Annotated in this window: 12 protein-coding genes and 2 pseudogenes; 6 read left to right on the plus strand and 8 right to left on the minus strand. The window is 61.6% G+C overall.

Features of this window, described 5'->3' with window-relative positions; translation table 11 throughout:
• Positions 1–73 precede the first annotated feature (73 nt).
• The 3 genes from QMK17_RS12870 to QMK17_RS12880 all read left to right on the plus strand — a co-directional run bounded on the left by QMK17_RS12870 (position 74) and on the right by QMK17_RS12880 (position 2,948).
• On the plus strand, positions 74–895 hold the full coding sequence (locus tag QMK17_RS12870; RefSeq protein ID WP_283509586.1) for a phosphatase PAP2 family protein: 822 nt from the start codon (positions 74–76) through the stop codon (positions 893–895).
• Complete coding sequence (locus tag QMK17_RS12875) at positions 892–1,524, plus strand: DedA family protein (RefSeq protein WP_283509587.1); 633 nt, start codon at positions 892–894, stop codon at positions 1,522–1,524. Before QMK17_RS12870 ends, QMK17_RS12875 begins: the two co-directional genes overlap by 4 nt.
• A gap of 278 nt (positions 1,525–1,802) precedes the next feature.
• Positions 1,803–2,948, plus strand: a complete 1,146-nt coding sequence (locus tag QMK17_RS12880; RefSeq protein ID WP_283509588.1) for a carboxylate-amine ligase — start codon at positions 1,803–1,805, stop codon at positions 2,946–2,948.
• A 161-nt stretch (positions 2,949–3,109) separates the two neighbouring features.
• Here the strand turns inward: QMK17_RS12880 and QMK17_RS12885 are convergent, their stop codons facing one another.
• Positions 3,110–3,964, minus strand: coding sequence for a class I SAM-dependent methyltransferase (locus tag QMK17_RS12885; RefSeq protein ID WP_283509590.1), 855 nt, complete (start codon positions 3,962–3,964; stop codon positions 3,110–3,112).
• A 211-nt stretch (positions 3,965–4,175) separates the two neighbouring features.
• Entirely contained in the window at positions 4,176–5,042 is an 867-nt protein-coding gene (locus QMK17_RS12890) for a cyclopropane mycolic acid synthase family methyltransferase (protein WP_283509591.1), read from the minus strand.
• 180 nt (positions 5,043–5,222) lie between these two features.
• Here QMK17_RS12890 and QMK17_RS12895 point away from each other — a divergent pair, with 180 nt between their 5' ends.
• The gene (locus tag QMK17_RS12895) at positions 5,223–5,456 is read left to right on the plus strand and encodes an FAS1-like dehydratase domain-containing protein (protein ID WP_283509644.1); all 234 of its coding nucleotides are present in this window, start codon (positions 5,223–5,225) and stop codon (positions 5,454–5,456) included.
• A 503-nt stretch (positions 5,457–5,959) separates the two neighbouring features.
• Here QMK17_RS12895 and QMK17_RS12900 read toward each other — a convergent pair.
• Entirely contained in the window at positions 5,960–6,355 is a 396-nt protein-coding gene (locus tag QMK17_RS12900) for a DUF5313 family protein (RefSeq protein ID WP_283509592.1), read from the minus strand.
• Complete coding sequence (locus QMK17_RS12905) at positions 6,352–6,816, minus strand: MarR family winged helix-turn-helix transcriptional regulator (protein ID WP_283509593.1); 465 nt, start codon at positions 6,814–6,816, stop codon at positions 6,352–6,354. The genes QMK17_RS12900 and QMK17_RS12905 overlap by 4 nt, the downstream gene beginning before the upstream one ends.
• 998 nt (positions 6,817–7,814) lie before the next feature.
• Between QMK17_RS12905 and QMK17_RS12910 the strand changes: the two are divergent.
• Positions 7,815–9,231, plus strand: a pseudogene (locus QMK17_RS12910) (sugar porter family MFS transporter).
• Between the two features lie 28 nt (positions 9,232–9,259).
• Entirely contained in the window at positions 9,260–9,616 is a 357-nt protein-coding gene (locus tag QMK17_RS12915; RefSeq protein WP_283509594.1) for a universal stress protein, read from the plus strand.
• Between the two features lie 181 nt (positions 9,617–9,797).
• Here QMK17_RS12915 and QMK17_RS12920 read toward each other — a convergent pair whose 3' ends face one another.
• The 4 genes and pseudogenes from QMK17_RS12920 to QMK17_RS12935 all read right to left on the minus strand — a co-directional run bounded on the left by QMK17_RS12920 (position 9,798) and on the right by QMK17_RS12935 (position 14,176).
• Positions 9,798–11,294, minus strand: a complete 1,497-nt coding sequence (locus QMK17_RS12920; protein ID WP_283509597.1) for a CoA-acylating methylmalonate-semialdehyde dehydrogenase — start codon at positions 11,292–11,294, stop codon at positions 9,798–9,800.
• 26 nt (positions 11,295–11,320) lie between these two features.
• Positions 11,321–12,190 (minus strand): sugar phosphate isomerase/epimerase family protein, encoded by an 870-nt coding sequence (locus tag QMK17_RS12925; RefSeq protein ID WP_283509599.1) that lies wholly within the window; start codon positions 12,188–12,190, stop codon positions 11,321–11,323.
• A gap of 5 nt (positions 12,191–12,195) precedes the next feature.
• Positions 12,196–13,230 (minus strand): annotated as a pseudogene (locus QMK17_RS12930) (Gfo/Idh/MocA family protein).
• 22 nt (positions 13,231–13,252) lie between these two features.
• Positions 13,253–14,176 (minus strand): sugar phosphate isomerase/epimerase family protein, encoded by a 924-nt coding sequence (locus tag QMK17_RS12935; protein ID WP_283509601.1) that lies wholly within the window; start codon positions 14,174–14,176, stop codon positions 13,253–13,255.
• Between the last annotated feature and the right edge of the window lie 176 nt (positions 14,177–14,352).

Consider the following 14,352-nt stretch of genomic DNA (forward strand, 5'->3'; position numbering starts at 1 on the left):
ACATCAGATCTCCGGTGTGACCGGCGATACGCTTTCAGCCATTCTTCAGGAGCAATTCTTCACACTGACTATCGTGATCCATTCATCATCGTTGTCCACCGTTCACTCGACGGTCACCGAAGTTCTCACCGAAGCCGCCACCGCCGATGTCGAACTGGTAACGCTGGCAACAGCCGTCGGTCTCGTTGTACTCGGTGCAGTACTGCGTAGGCGACGCGATGATCGCGCCGGCGGAACGATTGTCGTAGCAGTGGGTTTCGCCCTCGCTCTCGCCGTTCTCGCCGTCGCCGTCCGCAGCGACGGTTGGCTCGTCGGGGCAGACGATCCGATCACTCAGTGGTTCGTCTCACACCGTAATTCGACACTGAACGAACTCGCCATTGCCATCACCACAGCCGGAGGCCCACCCGAAACCGCAGCCGTGGGCGTACTGGCCGCCGTGGCGCTCGTATGGCGCACCAAGCGATACGGGCCCGCCGTGATCATGCTGGCGACCGTTGCCGCTGCCTCGATTCTGTGTACCGTGCTCAAGTTTGCCGTCGGGCGCAGCCGTCCGCCTCTGCCACTGCAGCTGATGCTCGAGACCGACTACTCATTCCCGTCCGGGCACGTGACCGGGACAGCCACCCTGATGATGCTGCTCGCCCTCGTCCTGGGCGCACGTCGATCGACCCGCGTCCGGGTGTCGATGGTCGTCGGGGCGCTCGCTGTGGCAACTCTGGTCGCGGTCACCCGCCTGTATCTCGGTGTCCACTGGTTCACCGACGTCTGCGGCGGGGCTCTGCTCGCAGCGCTCATGGTGACCCTCGGCGCCTGTGCGCTGCGCCTACTCGACACCAGGGTTGTCGAACAGCGAAACTTTTCCGCGCCCTCCACAAGAAAGGTCACCATATGACATCCGCTCTGACCGGAGGACTACTCGATCCGAACACCCTCGTCGCAACGTTGGGTTTACTCGGCTTGCTGGGTGCAGTGTTCCTCGAAACAGGTCTGCTCGTAGGGTTTTTTCTTCCCGGTGACTCCCTCCTCTTCACCGCGGGAGTGCTCGTCGCCCAGGCCGAACCGTTCGTGCCGTTGTGGGCCATCCTGCTCTCGGTGCCTGTTGCTGCCGTGCTGGGTGATCAATGCGGGTACCTGATCGGCCGGGCCGCCGGACCAGCAATATTCGAGAGGCCGGGGGCAAAACGTCTCGGTCCGGCGCAGCTCGCGCGTGCACACGAGTTCTTCGACAAATACGGCGCTCGCACAGTAGTTCTCGCCAGATTCGTCCCGGTTGTCCGAACAATCGCACCCGTCATGGCTGGAGCATCCGGCATGAAGTACCGAACGTTTCTCACCTACAACATCATCGGCGGTATCGCCTGGGGTGTCGTCGTACCCGTGCTGGGGTACCTGCTCGGCGGGATCCCATTCGTCCGCAGCCACATCGAGGTCATTCTCATCGGCATCGTTGCACTCTCGATCCTCCCGATTGCGGTCAACTACGTCCGCTCTCGATCCACCAAGGATGCCCAAACCATGTGACCTCGCCACCATGAGGACTGTGTGGGTCCCGCATCGTTGAGCGGGGACCAGCCAACCGCGGGCTACGTCGCACCCGTCAGTATTCGGCGCTTCGTACACCGTTCAGTATGAGATCGATCGCGGCGACGACTGGCTCTGGATCCGAGGCTGTCGGCAGCGCAACAGACCCTCCCGCAGTTGTATGCGAGCAACGCTCTGACATGTTCACCACAGTTGTCGCCAGGCGGATAAGATGGCGGATTGTATTGTTCTCCAGGCCCGTGATGAAGTGAAGAACAGTGCGCGCCGACGACAACGGCGCCGAGAACGTCGAGGGTGATCGGGGATGCATCATGGGCGAGTGGCAGGTGCCGACGTTCGGTGTCGAGGAGGAATTGCTTCTCATCGATGCAGTTACTGCGATCCCGGCGATGATCAACACTGCTGTCGCCGCCCGGACGCAGGACGTGGGGTTGACGGTGCAAATGGAGTTGACTCCGTGTCAGATCGAGACCGCGACACCGGTCTTGCACACGGCTGTCGACCTTGTCGAAATTCTTCGGTCCTCGCGAAGGGTTCTCGCCGCGGCGGCAGCCGGTGAGGGCGGTCGGATCGTGGCCGCAGGTGTTCCGCCACTGCTTCCCGGCACCGGAGCGATCACCGACACCACTCGATATCGACGGATCGCTGCCGAGTATGGCATCCTCGCCGCCGAGCAAGGGGTGTGCGGGGCGCACGTGCACGTCGAGGTCTCGGACCGCGCCACCGCCATCGCCGTTGGCAACCATCTGCGCCCTTGGTTGCCGATATTGCTTGCGTTGACAGCGAATTCGGCGTTTTACGACGGTGTGGACACCGGGTATGCGAGCTGGCGATCGGTGTTGTGGTCGCGGTGGCCGAGCGCCGGGCCACCGCCCTTGTTGACCTCGGAGACGCACTACGACCAGACCGTCGACCAGATGCGTGATATCGGAGCGATCCTCGACGACGCCATGGTCTATTGGGATGTGCGCCCGGCGATGAGGTTTCCCACTGTCGAGATCAGGATCAGTGATGTTCCGGCCACCGTCGAGGACACTGCTTTGCTAGCGGTGATCGTTCGCGCGTTGGTGATGACCGCGGTCCGGGACATCGATGCCGGGACCCGAGCGCCCGAGGTCGCCGAGCATGCGCTGCGGTGGGCGTATTGGCGAGCTGCACGTGATGGGCTCACGAACGCGCTGGTGCATCCTGTCACCGGTCGACTCGCCTCCGTCGACGCCGCCACTAGTGCTTTGATGGAGCACATTGCCCCCGCGCTGGATGCGGCCGGTGACCACAGCGTAGCCAAGCTCGGCATGAGCCGAACACTGATGCGCGGTAACGGTGCGACCCGGCAACGGCGGACCGTCGAGGAAGCGGGATCGGTGGCCGCAGCGGTGCTGTCGCTCGCCGAAAAGTTCTGACGATCCATATGCCCGGTTGTCGCCTCTACGGTAGGCGTACAACTGGGTTCCCGGGCCAACACGCTGCGCGAGCGTGCTGAGAGACCCGGTGCCGGACTCGAAAGTTTCGAAGTCGTGCAACGACAGCCGGCGATGCCATCGGATGGAAGCACGAAAGGCGTTCAGCGGCAGAACAAGTGCATGAACATGCGCCCACCGTATTCGGTGACGCCAACGATGTCCATGTTCGCGGCGATGGCCGCCGCAGTCAGTGCGGGAGCATCGATCTGAGCCCACGCGAACCAAGGGCTGGCCGCAGTGTCGGTTTCCCACCGTACTGCGTCACATTCGAGACCTCGTCCCGACTCGGCGTCGACTTCGACCACGATTGTCGCCCCGTCCGCCAACAGCGTGCGCACTCGAAACAGCAGCGCCAACGGGTCGCCGCCGATGCCGATGTTTCCGTCTGCGAGGAGGGCGTGCGACCACAGGCCGGCAGCGGGAACGGATCCGAAGACATCACAGAGCGCGGCAGCTGTTCCACGGCCGCGGGTCGTAGACACCGCTGCAGGACTTGTGTCGATCCCGAGAGCGCACACTTTTCGCGCGGAGAGGGCAGCGCTCAGTCTGCCTGGGCCACAACCGATGTCGAGGGTGGGGCCGGTGCACGAGCGGAGCAAATGCAGATCGCCGAGTCGGTCCACCGCTGTTGCGAAGTATCCGCCGAGCCAGCGCCCCGTCGGTAGGAGTACACGGCGACCATCGCTATACGCCATCCAGGTCGGCAAACCTGCCATTGCCCGATCGATCACCGAACCCATCGTCACCGTCGAGACTGCATCCGCCGACAACGACTCCTTGTGCCTGGCCGCGGTCATACGCGCGTAAACCGCAGCCGCAGAATGCGCGGCTTCCGAGGAAGACGAGTCGAGTCGAGCAACCACGACGGTAGAGGCCGACGTTTCCTCGGGTACGGCGTCCGGCAGGGAATTCGACCCGTGTATGAGGGACGATCGACACAACGTCAGGTGCGCCATGTAGATTCCTTTCACAGAGCAGCAGGGCAGATCGCGCACCCGATCTTGCGACAGTTGAAGCTCTATACCCCCGGTGCCCTTGCGCAAACATTGGCAGTAGCTAGTTGGGTTGGGGCGACCAACGCGCCTCGTCAATCTCCGTGACGCCTGGGGCGCCCCAGGCGCCCGAGTGTCTACGTAGCATCTTGTGCTGACGAGACCATGAACTGGGTCAGCTGGGCTCTTTGATCATGGTGAACTGGCGAACATCGATCAGGCCCCGCCGAAAGAAGTCCGCGCAGCCCGGCAGATAACGCATGTACCTCTCGTACATTGGGTCACCGGCAATCGCGATCGCCTCGTCCCGGCGTTCCCGGAGTGCCTCGGTCCACAGATCGAGCGTCCGCGCGTAATGCGGTTGCAACGGCTGAATGTGGGCGATGGAAAACCCGGCGTTCTCGGCACGATCGACAATGACCGGTGATAGCGGCAACTCGCCCCCCGGAAAAATCTCTTCTCCGATGAAGTTCGCGAAGTCCACGTCGGCGCGGGTCACCCGCGACTTCTGGCGAAACATGTCGTGCCCGAGCTGAACGATGGTGTGCAGCATCATCCGTCCATCGACAGGGAGCACATCGAACGCTTTGGCAAAAAAGGCGTCGTAACGCTCGGACCGAAAGTGCTCGAACGCCCCGATGCTGACAATACGATCGACGGGCTCGTCGAACTCCTCCCAGCCTTGCAACCGAACTTCCGTTTTCCTAGTGGTGTCGAGGGCATCGAGCGTCGACTGCACATGCTCGTGCTGGTGGCGGCTCAGCGTCAAACCCACCACATCGACGTCGTACAACTCGACGGCACGGCGCATCGTCGCCCCCCAGCCGCACCCCACATCCAGCAACCGCATACCGGGCTTCAGATCACACTTGGACAGCGACAACTCGATTTTGGCGTACTGAGCTTCCTCGAGAGTCATGTCCTCGCGCTCGAAATACGCGCAACTGTAGGTCTGACTCGGGTCGAGAAACAGACGGAAGAACTCATCGGACAAGTCGTAGTGCGCCTGTACATCGTCGAAAAATGGCTCGAGTGTGTTCACAGCGTTATCTCCTTGCAATGGCAGCGACGACCCCGCAGCCAACTGCTCGACTGTGCCACCCCCACAGTGGAGACTACGTCCTGATCGACATCTGCGCAGCGATTTCACACCCATTCACATGCCACTCCATCGGCAAAGGCCCCTCACAACCCGGCCCCGAAGCACCACTGCCGCAGCGCTATAGACGCAAGACGGCCCACGCAGAACTTCCACCCAGAACACATCGACATCGACGCAGCCAAAGCGCTCGGTCATCCCGCGCTCGTCGCACCGCCCACATTCATGTTCCTCGTCGCATTCGTCGCCCAGCGCCGACGACCACACTCGCTGCCTCCACCGAAACGACCACGACGACCCACTCGTCCCCAGCTCTCGAACGCACACTCGCCTCCTGAACGGATCGAAGACGTTTAATCACCGGCGGAGTGTGCTAACTCGGTAAGCCTCCCCCAGGCCGGCCGATCCGCGAAGTTACTCGCGGTACGAACGGAGGTCACGTCCTGCGATACCGAGTGAAGGACGCCCCGGGAGAGTCCCAGGAACTGTTGCAGCCACGCGGCAACACTGGCGGGGCGGCCGCACATCGTCGTCCGCGGCGACGTGGGTCTCACGGGATGCACCGGGCGAGTTCCACGCACATTCATGTCGCCGACGGCGGCGCTGGTGATAACAGCTCCCCCGTGCAACCACCCGCCGTTAGGACCAGGCTACCGACAGCCGACGCGGTACGACGTAGCGCAGCGACATCCGCGTCGAAAGACAATAGGGACGCAACAGCGGCTCCCGGGTTGTGGCCTCGCCCGCCGAGTTCGGAAGAACTGGATCCCACGAACCAACGAACCATTGCCACTGCGTTGCAACTATATTCGCAATCTCGGGCCTTAGTTCGAATTACGGCTGCACGGCCCCTCGGCTCATCACCGGTGCGGGTGTAACTGCCTGTAACGGGCGCGCTGCGCGTCGGTTTGCGATCGCTTCCGATCGCTTTGCAGGTCCTTCGGCAGTCCGTGAAGTTCGAGTCTGCGCGCGCTATTGAGCTCCATGAACGCTGCGGTGTAGAAGAGCGCGAGTAAGACGCTCAGAAGTACCATTGCTCCCCTCAACCACAACGCGCCTGGAAACAGCACAAGAAATGCAATAAAGATGGGGGTGAAGGGCAGAAGGGACCGCAACATGTGCCGCCACACAGCCCCTGTGCCCACCAGATCGTTACGGACCCAACCCTGCATCGAGGTTGGTAGCGTCCGACCCAGGATCACATAACCGAGCCATTGCGTAACACCGGGTCGAGTTCTCGGCTCCTGCGGGCTCATATCTGTGCTCCAGTTTCTTTGGCATCGAGTGCAGCGTTGTTCACGCGGGTCAGGACGGCGCGAAGTTCTTCTAAGACCGAAAGGTCGACACCAAGCCTCGCGACGACGGCAGCCGGTATTTTCTCGGCTTCCTTTCGAAGTGCGGCACCACGTTCGGTCAATGCGATGTCGAGTTGACGTTCATCCGACACGCTTCGAGTTCGCTCCAGCAATCCGCTGGCTTCCAGCCGTTTCAACAACGGCGACAGAGTTGGAGAGTCGAGCGTAAGTGCCGAGCCGATGTTCTTGACCGACCTGGGTGACTGTTCCCATAGCGCAAGCATTACCAGGTATTGCGGGTGCGTGAGTCCCATCGGCTCGAGAAGCGGCCTGTACACCGCAAGGACTGCTCGGTTGGTTACTGCCAGCGCAAAACACACTTGCCTGTCGAGCGCGAGCGGGTCGACGATCGCTGGGTGCATAAATAAAGTCTACACGAATAGTTCGTGCACTAATTAATTTCCCGCCGGAATCCGGGCCGTGAAAGGCGTAGCGCCCTCTTTCAGTGGACGGACTACTGCGACAACGAGCTCGAGTCGCTACCACCCACGCGACGACCATAGCTCCGCCCACGACGACGTCCGACGAAACCGATCGGACGAGGCCTGTGCCGAACGAGAGGAAGGCCCCCGCCAAGAAAGGCCCATCACAAGTCGATGTGGAATCAACGAAATGATTTGGGTGATAAGACCTGTTGCGCCGAGCACAACAATCACGACGCCAGCGACGCTGTATGCGCCGATGACGTCGGACCACTCCAGTCCCGGCAGCACCTTCCTGCATTGACGGTCCCGGGAATGGTTCAGAAGAAGGCCATCGGCATCCGACAGAGCCAGCTTGTCACCACCGTCAGCAGACCGTCGAAGACGAGGAAACCGAAAAACCATGATGCGATCTGCGATCCCCTGAGTGAACCGGCAGTTCCAGCAGTCAAGATGACGGCAACTGGGCCTGTTGCCCACGACTCATCGTCACCCGACTACTCATTTCAGGAATGGCCGAGATGCGCACTGGCTGGGTCGAACACTATCGATATTCCAGCGAACGAGATGACGCGAAGTCCCTCTCCTGACGATCGTCGCAGCAGCGGGCCCTTGAAGGACGAGTCCAAGGGTGAGCAAGCATCAAGCTCGCCAGAAACCACCCTGAGTGTGGCGCGAATGATCACTGTCGGCGTACCGGGCTCTCCATTTGCACGATCGCCAAACCAGATTCAATTTTGGCAGGTTTTGCAGGAATGCCTACGGCCTCGTGTTATCGGCTCATGGACCACGAATGCGTTGCCTCAGATGTAGATGACCGACAAGCTCGTATGTGTGACCCACTTCTCAAACGGGTGTATATATGTTAAGACATACATACAAGATCGCAGGTCTGCAATCGACCAAGCGGCTCATACTCAACTACGGAAGAGGTTCGAGTGTCTTCAGCTGATCAGGAATCGGTGAGCACGCTCCCGCCGGATACACGAGGCACGCACTCGCGCAGACTCGGCGTCATCGCGGTTGTGGCGACATTTGGTGGATTGCTCTTCGGCTATGACACCGGGGTGATCAATGGCGCGCTCGAACCTCTCAAAGAGGACCTCGGACTGACGGCGTTCACCGAAGGCCTGGTCGTCAGCATCCTAATTTTCGGTGCTGCCATCGGCGCTTTGGTCGGAGGTCGACTGTCGGACAAATACGGCCGACGCCACAACATTCTGCTGCTATCCGGCATTTTCGCCCTGGGCACTCTCGGGTGCGTGCTCTCGCCGTCGTGGGAGGTACTCGCTGTATTTCGCTTCGTCCTCGGGTTGGCGGTGGGCGGTGCGTCCGCGACCGTGCCCGTCTACTTGTCCGAGGTCGCTCCCTACGAGCGCCGTGGATCACTGGTCACCCGCAACGAGGTGATGATCGTCGGCGGCCAATTCGCTGCTTTCGTCATCAACGCGATCATCTTCAACGTGTGGGGAGAGCACGAGTCGGTGTGGCGCTACATGCTTCTGGTCGCCGTACTTCCCGCAATCGCGCTGTTCGTCGGCATGCTCCGCATGCCCGAGAGCCCACGGTGGCTGGTGCTCCAGCACCGCGACGACGAAGCGCTTGCCGTGCTCAACCAAGTTCGCTCCCCCGAGCGTGCCAAGGCCGAGATGGCCGAGGTACACGCCCCTCGCCGAAGAAGAGAGACTGTCGCAGACGGGCGGCGCAGCAGACCTGTCCGTCCGTTGGATTCGGCGGTTGATCTTCATCGGCGTCGGCCTCGGCGTGTTCCAACAGTTCACGGGTATCAACTCAGTGATGTACTACGGCACGCAGTTGTTGGGCGACGCTGGATTCTCCGAGAGCGCGGCCATCATCGCCAACACCCTGAACGGGCTGTTCAGCGTCCTCGGAATCACTGTCGGCCTGCTCATCATGAACAAGGTCAACCGGCGGACGATGCTCATCGCAGGCTTCTCGTTGACGACCTTCTTCCACCTGCTGGTCGGCCTGTCCGCGTTACTGCTTCCCGACGGCGACGCCAAGGCGTACTTCATCCTCGTCTTCGTCGTCCTGTTCGTCTTCTGCATGCAGGGCACGATCGGCCCCTTGGTGTGGCTCATGCTCGCCGAAATCTTCCCACTCAAGATCCGCAGCTTCGCCATCGGCGTCTGTGTCTTCATGCTGTGGATCGCCAATGCTGTAGTAGCACTCGCCTTTCCGCCTGTGGTAGCGGCATTGGGCATAGCACCGACATTCTTCATCTTCGTCGGGCTGGGTCTGTTGGCTCTCGTATTCATCGTCACGCAGGTTCCCGAGACCCGCGGACAAACCTTGGAAGGACTCGAAGCAAGGTTCCGTCGCGAATACTCGTGAACGGTAGGAGCATCGGAAGGAATTCGTCATGGCCATTCTGGTAGCAGTATCCGACAACGAAGAAGGACGCCACGCCCTCCGCATGGCAGCCGATGAGGCCGCCAGTACGAACACCGACCTCATCGCGGTGAACCTGACGCTCGGAGCACTCGACGTCAGCGAACTCGACAGCAAAGTCTCCGTGCGCGTCATCGACAGGGCCGGCCGCGCCGACCGGGACCCGGCAACCGCCGTTCTCGACGAAATCGATGCACACCCCGACGTGACGCGTCTGGTCATCGGTTTGAAGCGACGCAGCCGGGTGGGCAAAGCCTTGCTGGGCAGCGTCACTCAGCGTCTGCTGATGACCTCACCGGTCCCAGTGCTGAGCGTGCAGCCGAGCTGATCCCGCAGCACCACTCAACCACGACGACCCCGTCGGCGTATGACGCCGATGGGGTATTTCGGCTGTATGTATCGAATTCGACTCCGCCGCATCAGAAAACGCCGCATACAAAAACCCCGCCCCAGCCGAAGCCGGGACGGGGGATTCGTCGGTCGATACCGAGCTCAGTTGTTCTCGGGGCTCAGTTGTTCTCAGGGAAGCCGAGATCGATGCCGCCATGACTCGGGTCCAGCCAACGGCTCGTGACGGCCTTGCCTCGGGTGAAGAAGTGCACGCCTTCCATGCCGTGGGCATGGGTGTCACCGAACAGGCTGTTCTTCCAGCCGCCGAAGCTGTAGTAGGCCATCGGAACCGGGATCGGGACGTTGATGCCGATCATGCCGACCTCGACCTCGTTCTGGAATCTGCGCGCTGCTCCCCCGTCGTTGGTGAAGATGGCGGTGCCGTTGCCGTACTGGTTCGAGTTGATCAGCTCGAGCGCTTCCTCGTAGGTGTCGACGCGCACGACCGAGAGCACCGGACCGAAGATCTCGTCGGTGTAGATGGACATGTCCGTCTTCACATGATCGATCAGGGTCGGGCCGAGCCAAAAACCGTTCTCCCCGCCGTCGGCTTTCACGCCGCGGCCGTCGACGACGATGGTCGCGCCGTCGGCCTCACCAGCATCGACGTACGAAGCGACCTTGTCGCGGTGCGCCTTGGTGACCAACGGCCCCATGTCGGCACCCTTGGTTCCGTCGCCCGTCACCAGTGGGGTGGTGCGTTCGACGATCTTTGCAACCAATTCGTCGGCGATGTTTCCAACGGCGACCAGCGCGGAGATAGCCATGCAGCGCTCGCCTGCCGAGCCGAAGCCGGCGTTGACCATGGCGTCGGCCGCGAGGTCGAGATCGGCATCCGGCAGCACGATCGCGTGGTTCTTGGCCCCACCGAGAGCCTGGACGCGCTTACCGTTCGCGGTGCCAGTGGAGTAGACGTACTGTGCGATCGGGGTGGAGCCTACGAAGCTGATCGACTTGATCGCCTTGTTCTCCAGCAGCTCGTCGACGGAGACCTTGTCACCCTGGAGCACGTTGAAGACACCGGGAGGCAGGCCGGCCTCTTCCCAGAGCTTGGCGATCCACAGCGACGCCGTCGGATCCTTCTCGCTGGGCTTGAGAACGACGGTGTTGCCCGCAGCAATGGCGATGGGGAAGAACCACATCGGAACCATTGCCGGGAAGTTGAACGGGCTGATGATGCCGACGGGTCCCAGTGGCTGCCGTATCGAGTAGATGTCGACCTTCGTCGACGCGTTCTCGGTGAAGCCACCTTTGAGCAGATGGGGAATGCCACAGGCGAATTCGACGACCTCCTGGCCACGGCTGATCTCGCCGAGTGCATCGGAGAGAACCTTTCCGTGCTCGGCAGTGATGATCTCCGCAAGCTCACCCTTCTTGGCGTTGAGCAATTCCCGGAACTTGAAGATGATCGCGGTTCGCTTGGCCAGCGAGGTATCTCGCCAGGCCGGGAATGCGGCTGCCGCAGAGTCGATGACCGCGCGCGCATCCTCGACGGTGGCCAGTGCTACCTGGCCGGTGACCTGCCCGGTAGCGGGGTTGGTGACCGGAGCGGTCTTGTCGGACGTGCCGGCGAACGGCTTCCCGTCCACCCAGTGTGCAATTGCATTGTCAGTCATGTTGTATCCCTTGATGTATTCAAGAATCAGGCGTAATTGGAGACGTACTTCCGGATGGTGTCGAGCTGATAGCGAGAGACCTCGTGAGCGTTTTCGTTCTCTGCGAACACACTCGAGACCATGACGGTGTCGCGGTCGTAGAAGCCGCGTTTTCCGAGTCCACCGAAGAACTGGTCCCAATCGACATCGCCGTCACCGAGCTTGAGGTGCTGATGCACGCGTACAGCGTTGCCCGGAGGATTGGTGATGTAACGAAGCCCGTGCGAGCGGTGGTGATCCATCGTGTCGGCCACGTGCACCAGTCGCACCATGTCGCCCGCCGCAGCCATGATCGCGTCGAGATCTCCGCCCATGTGGAACTGGTGACATGCCACGATCACCATGCCGATGTTCTTCGAGTTGATTCCGCGAATGGTACGAACAGCCGCCAAACCGTCCTCGACGAAGTCGTCGGGATGCGGATCGATCAGCACATCGAGACCTTCTCGCTCGATGATGGGAACTAGTTCTTCCATAGACCGATAGAACGCCCGCTCGGATTCCTCTGCCTTCTCAGGACGCCCGCTGAACTCTGTGTTCATGGTCGACACTCCGAGGTCGACGGTGATCTGAATCGCGCGCTTCCAGTACCGAACTGCGGCCTCGCGCGCATCCTCGTCGGGACCGGACCACCGCAGCACCGGAAGCACCGATGCAATACCGACACCGGCGTCGGAACATGCCTTCTTGAACTTGGCGACGAGGTCGTCGTCGGCTTTCGGATGGTTGAAGAAGGGGATCATGTCTGCGTGCGGCGTCAACTGCAGCCACTCGTACCCGAGATCGGCCACCACACCGGGCAATTCGAGCAACGAGTAATCGTGATGGAACGGTGTCGGATCGAGGGCAAGCTTCATGTGGCTCACGCGCCCGGGATCGAGGAACGCGGGACCATATCCACGGCCACGGGCGAACCCGACTCGAGCGACTTCACCCCGGCCTCGCACACAGCTGCTGCTGCATACCCATCCCAGGCGCCGGGACCGTCGACGTAGTTACCCGTCTCGGCACCCGTGCGGACGGCGTCGACCCACCGCTGAATTTCCGTGTCGTACGCCTGTCCGAAGCGCTCCTTGAACGACGGCGTGATCGTGCCGCCCCAAGTTCCGGGCGCGGACTTGCGCACCAGGCCCACATCGAGACCGATCATGGCGCTGCCACGCTCGGCGACGACCTCCGTCCTGACTTAGTACGCGATGCCAGTGGTCACGAACACCTCCGCGTCGACGTGCCGACCGGTCTCGGTCGTGAAGATGGCGATCTGTGGATCCTTCAGTCCCGCGGGCGCATTCGTGTTGGCCGAGGGTGTGATGATCTGTACCGTCGTGATTTCCTCGTCGAGCAGAAAGCGGGTGACGTCGACCTCGTGCACAAGCGAGTCCTTGACGATCATCGCGCTGTCGAAGTGCGGCGGCACAGCCGGGTTTCGATGTGCGCAGTGCACGACAAGCGGCCGACCGATGTCTCCGGAGTCGATCAGAGCCTTCAGGTCTGCGTACTCGTTGTCGAAGCGGCGCATGAATCCGACCTGGATGAGCTTCTTGCCCAGTTCGGCCTCCGCCTTCACCACGGCGAGGGAAGTCTCGACGTCGGTGGTCAGCGGCTTCTCGCACATGACGGGCTTGCCGTACTCCAGACACGCGAGGAGCTGCTTCTCGTGAGTCGGCCCGGGGGTCGCGAGCAATACGGCATCGACCTCGGGATCCGCGATGGCGTCGATCGGGTCGTTGACGACCCGGGCACCGGGGATGGACGCGGCGAGCTCTTCGGCTTTTTCGGTGAAGTAGTCGTTGACGACGGCAACGCGTGCACCGGCGATCTTCGACGAGATGCGAGCGACGTGGTCGGCGCCCATCATACCGACCCCGAGGACGGCGATGCGCAGTTCGTTGGTCATGAAGAAAGTCTCCTTGCGGGTATCAGCTGAATTGGACGGACGGGATCCCGCAGGAGCCCAGGTACTTTCGAGTGCGCTGTGCGATCGGCAGCGGGTAGTCCGGCTCGCACGGGTACATGTCCTGCTCGACGATCGCGAAGATGTCTGCAGTGAGCTTGCCTGCATCCGCCAGCCGTTCGATGGTCGACAGCAGTGGCGGCATGTCCGGAATCCCCAGCGGCGGTTCGGTCATCGCGCCGAGCTTGCATGCCTCGCCGAACGGCAGATCCTCGGCTGCAACCTTCGCGCGCACTTCTTCGTTCACCTGCTTGAGGTGCAAGTAGCCGATGCGCTCAGGGGCCCGCTCGATGATGGCAATGTTGTCGCCGCCGCAGTAGCTGATATGGCCGGTGTCCAGGCACAGGTTCACGAACTCGCTCGACGTGCCGTCGAGGAAGCGGTACACGTTCTCCTCGGTATCCACGTGACTGTCCGCATGCGGGTGGTACTGAGCCTTGACGCCGTACTGCTCGAACATGCGCTTGCCGAGTTCGTTCATGCCCTCGGTCTTCTTGCGCCACTGCTCGGTGGTGAGCGTGCGGTCTTCGAGCACCGCACCGGTGGACGGGTCACGCCACATCTCGGGAATGACGACGACGTGCTTTCCTCCGACTGCCGCAGTCAGTTTCGCGACGTCTTCGATCTGGGTCCACACCGCATCCCAGGCGTCATCCTGGTGCAGATGCTCGAAAACGGTTCCGGCCGATAGCTTCAGGTTGTGCGCCGCGAGCTCGTCGGACAGCTGCTTCGGATCGGTCGGCAGGTATCCGAACGGGCCGAGCTCGATCCACTCGTAGCCCGATGCGGAGACCTCGTCGAGGAACCGGCCGTACGGGGTCTGCTGCGGGTCCTCCGGGAACCAAACGCCCCACGAATCGGGTGCCGATCCAACGCGAATAACGCTCATAAGATTTTCCTCTCGAAATGTGTCGACTGTTTTCGGGTGACTACTGGCTGGACGGACGCAGGAACGGCCGTTGGATTTTCTTCCACTTCTGGTAGGTGGCGTAGGCGGTCTGGGTCGATTCGAGCGTCGAGGTGGCGCTGACCGGTACGTCCCACCAGGATTGGGAATCAGGGGCC

The sequence above is a fragment of the Rhodococcus sp. G-MC3 genome (assembly GCF_030063335.1).
Classification (GTDB): Bacteria; Actinomycetota; Actinomycetes; order Mycobacteriales; family Mycobacteriaceae; genus Rhodococcoides.

Coding starts and splice junctions, on each gene's coding strand:
- QMK17_RS12875 (WP_283509587.1), top strand. CDS start 892: ATGACATCCGCTCTGACCGGAGGACTACTCGATCCGAACACCCTCGTC.
- QMK17_RS12885 (WP_283509590.1), bottom strand. CDS start 3,964: ATGGCGCACCTGACGTTGTGTCGATCGTCCCTCATACACGGGTCGAAT.
- QMK17_RS12900 (WP_283509592.1), bottom strand. CDS start 6,355: ATGAGCCCGCAGGAGCCGAGAACTCGACCCGGTGTTACGCAATGGCTC.
- QMK17_RS12905 (WP_283509593.1), bottom strand. CDS start 6,816: ATGCACCCAGCGATCGTCGACCCGCTCGCGCTCGACAGGCAAGTGTGT.
- QMK17_RS12915 (WP_283509594.1), top strand. CDS start 9,260: ATGGCCATTCTGGTAGCAGTATCCGACAACGAAGAAGGACGCCACGCC.
- QMK17_RS12920 (WP_283509597.1), bottom strand. CDS start 11,294: ATGACTGACAATGCAATTGCACACTGGGTGGACGGGAAGCCGTTCGCC.
- QMK17_RS12925 (WP_283509599.1), bottom strand. CDS start 12,190: ATGAAGCTTGCCCTCGATCCGACACCGTTCCATCACGATTACTCGTTG.
- QMK17_RS12935 (WP_283509601.1), bottom strand. CDS start 14,176: ATGAGCGTTATTCGCGTTGGATCGGCACCCGATTCGTGGGGCGTTTGG.